This is a genomic window from Proteus vulgaris, assembly GCF_016239305.1.
In the GTDB taxonomy this organism is placed as follows: domain Bacteria; phylum Pseudomonadota; class Gammaproteobacteria; order Enterobacterales; family Enterobacteriaceae; genus Proteus; species Proteus vulgaris_C.
This window is the reverse complement of the sequence record NZ_JAEHOQ010000051.1, coordinates 1-3,075: the sequence shown is the minus strand read 5'-3', so window position 1 is coordinate 3,075 and position 3,075 is coordinate 1. Positions and strand designations below refer to the sequence as shown.

At 34.6% G+C, this 3,075-nt stretch carries 2 protein-coding genes; both read left to right on the top strand.

All coding sequences use genetic code 11. The features are described from left to right. Window positions 1–385 (top strand): DUF3304 domain-containing protein (locus JEP40_RS18880; RefSeq protein WP_198624798.1); only part of this gene is annotated, 385 nt, incomplete at its 5' end. Beyond that, window positions 376–2,895: a T6SS phospholipase effector Tle1-like catalytic domain-containing protein gene (locus tag JEP40_RS18875; protein WP_198624797.1), complete on the top strand. Its 2,520-nt coding sequence runs from the start codon at window positions 376–378 to the stop codon at window positions 2,893–2,895. The genes JEP40_RS18880 and JEP40_RS18875, both read left to right, overlap by 10 nt. Window positions 2,896–3,075 lie beyond the last annotated feature (180 nt).

Here is a 3,075-nt window from a genome sequence, read left to right as displayed (position 1 = left end):
GAAAGGGACTGCGGTGAATTGGTTTAAAGTCAATGGTTATTACGGGCAAGGTGCAGCCGGAACTTGTTGCATTATGGTGCCGGCAAAATGGACACCTAATCAATGGGTCAAAGTGGAATGGGAAGTCGATCCTGATGCATACCCTACAGATTCACCGGGTGTGACAGATCCCAAATTTGATGCTTATATGAAAAAACACGAAGCCAATTATCGCCACTATCAAAAAATGGTTGAAATCCCTGAATATGGCGAGCCTTGTAGTGTTGATGTCCATTTTCTCCCTTGTCAGGAAGTAAAAATCACCCTGTCTTGCCATGCAACCAATCATCCTGATTATCCTATAAAAGAGCCTAGCTTTATGGAGGAGCCTGCAATATGTCCATAAAAGTACTCACTGATAAACAACTTCATTTTGCACTTATCCATACCATCAAAGCTAATTTAAACGATCAACATGCAACCAAAGGCGATCCCTGCTGGGCTCCACCTCATTTTCCTAATCAAGGACGTTTAACACTGACTTCTCAACAAGTAAAAGAGAATATCAAGAAGATTGAAGCTGAAGAAAATAAACATAAGCACTACACAAAAAAAAGTACAATCCAATGTTGTAAAAGCTTACATGTTAGCTTCTTTTTTGATGGTACAAATAACAATAATAAAAACGATACAGATGATGCAAATCCACCACATCCTACAAATGTGGCAAAGCTTTATCATGCCTGTGCCCCCAATGATTACCAAGCCAAACAAAAAGGATTTTATGCTTACTATATGCCTGGTGTCGGCACCCCTTTTCCTGAAATTAAAACTTACGAGTATTACAGTTCAGGGTTAACCTACGCAACAGGCGGTCAAGCTCGAATTAGCTGGGCACTTATTCAAATATATAATACTCTATTTCATGCCGTAACAGGTCATGAGCTTACTTTAGCTAAAATGCGGGTATTACTTCTAAAGATGAGCATTGAGGATGGTTATAATCCAACCAGTATTTTATTAGAACAATTTAGAACGATAATACATGAATTAATATGGAATAAACCTAAATTAGTAGTTTTAAAGTTATATATTTATGGATTCTCGCGTGGTTCAGCAGAAGCAAGAACATTTGTGTATTGGTTAGATAAATTACTTACTTGTATACATACACAAGCTCCACCATTAAGACAATTAATATTTCCCGAAGGAACCATCTATGGTATTCCCGTTTCTGTTGAGTTTTTAGGGCTTTTTGATACCGTGCCAGCCGTTGGTTTAGCCAATGTTATGCCGATGTTTACCGGCCACAATGGTTGGGCAAATGGCACCCAACAACTGCCCAAATCAGATTTAATTAAAAACTGTTATCATTTTGTAGCTGCTCATGAACAACGCCAATCCTTTGCTGTCGATTCAATACGTACACCTGAAGGAAACTATCCTCCTAATACCATAGAAGTGATTTATCCCGGAATGCATTCTGATATAGGGGGTGGCTATCCGCCTGGAGATCAAGGTAAAGCAAGAGCAGGTCATGAAGAACTTATATCTCAAATTACTCTACATGATATGTATGCAGCCGCAATAGATGCAGGAGCTCCTTTAGCGTTAAGTGAAGAGTTTTTTTCATTATTACCTAAAGAAAAACAGGAAAAATATATATTTAGATTAATGAGACAATCTTCATTAAAGGAATTTAAAATATCAAATTCTATAATTGATAAATACAATACCTGGCGAGAACAGACCCTTCCAGAAATAATAATAAAAAAAGAAGATAATAATATAAAATCGTATATACCTAACCGCTTTATCACCGCTGATATTGAAAGCGTTATTGAATGCCAGCTTATTTTAATCACCGCTTGGCGTATTGGGCGTTATGCTTCATCTCAAGATTCAGAGATGAACCTGACAAAACAAGACTTCTTTAAAAATGCTCCACAACATACAGATATAAAAGCACAACCCTATGAGCCGGAATTTAGTAAACAGGCCAGTAGTACATTAGCAAAAGAGTATTCGGATATAGAAAATAAAAGTACCGAAATTCGTAAAAATAGAGAAAAAGAGCAAAGAAAACAAACTGATGTTGATAATTGGCAACCTTCACCTGAAAATATAGGTCCCCCTTTATTTGATGCAACTAATGCAAGAGGCCAATTTTGGGAAGCTTCTTTAGAATTTAAAGCAGATTATAATGATTTACCTCGTCCTTCACCTTTAATTCAATTTACTCTTCGCACAAAAAAAGCTTGCCAAGGAATTGATTATTATCATTCTATAGATAATCCATATTATAAACCAGATACAACCTGCGACTCGTTACCTGAAAATACTTTTCCTATGGGTGTTGTAGGTCAATCGCTCTTTTTACAAAATTTAGATGGTACAGTAGAAGAATATGCACATGTCATTACTTATCAAGATGAACGAAGTGAATATTTAAGCCTAAAAGAAAAAAGTAAATATATATATTCCATTTTAAAGCCCATTTTAATTAAAAATAATCGTGACTCTTATTTAGGAGAAATAGTTGATCTGTTAGATAACCATATACATGATTCAAGAGCTTGGTTTATGCATTCTGAAAGTGGGCTTCGTGAGCCTTTCGGCGGTTATTTTTTATCTCGCATGATCTACTTTGGTGATAAATGGAGAAAATCTATGCGAATTTTATCAACTGATGAATTTACTTATCGAGATAAAAACAACAAAAAATATATAAAACTCGATTACTTACCTACCTATGGTTTAAATTTAATTAATAAGAAAATAGAAAGTAGAATAAAAGGCGAAAAACCAATTCAGACTAATGAAGTTACAAAAGTAATAAATAAACTTAACGAAATAAAAAAAGACAAAAATATCCACAAAATATCCAGTTCATTAAACCACTATGTTAATAATTAATATTATCTCATAACTCTTTCACAAGGATAAACACCGAAAGTTTGTTAATAATAAACAGATGGGATGTGTTTATATAATTCAGCTATGAATTTAAAAAAAACAACTCAGACTCTACTTAATGGACAAAATCGCTATCATCTTAATGTACAAGGATGCAATATTTTATTTGATGTAGAACAT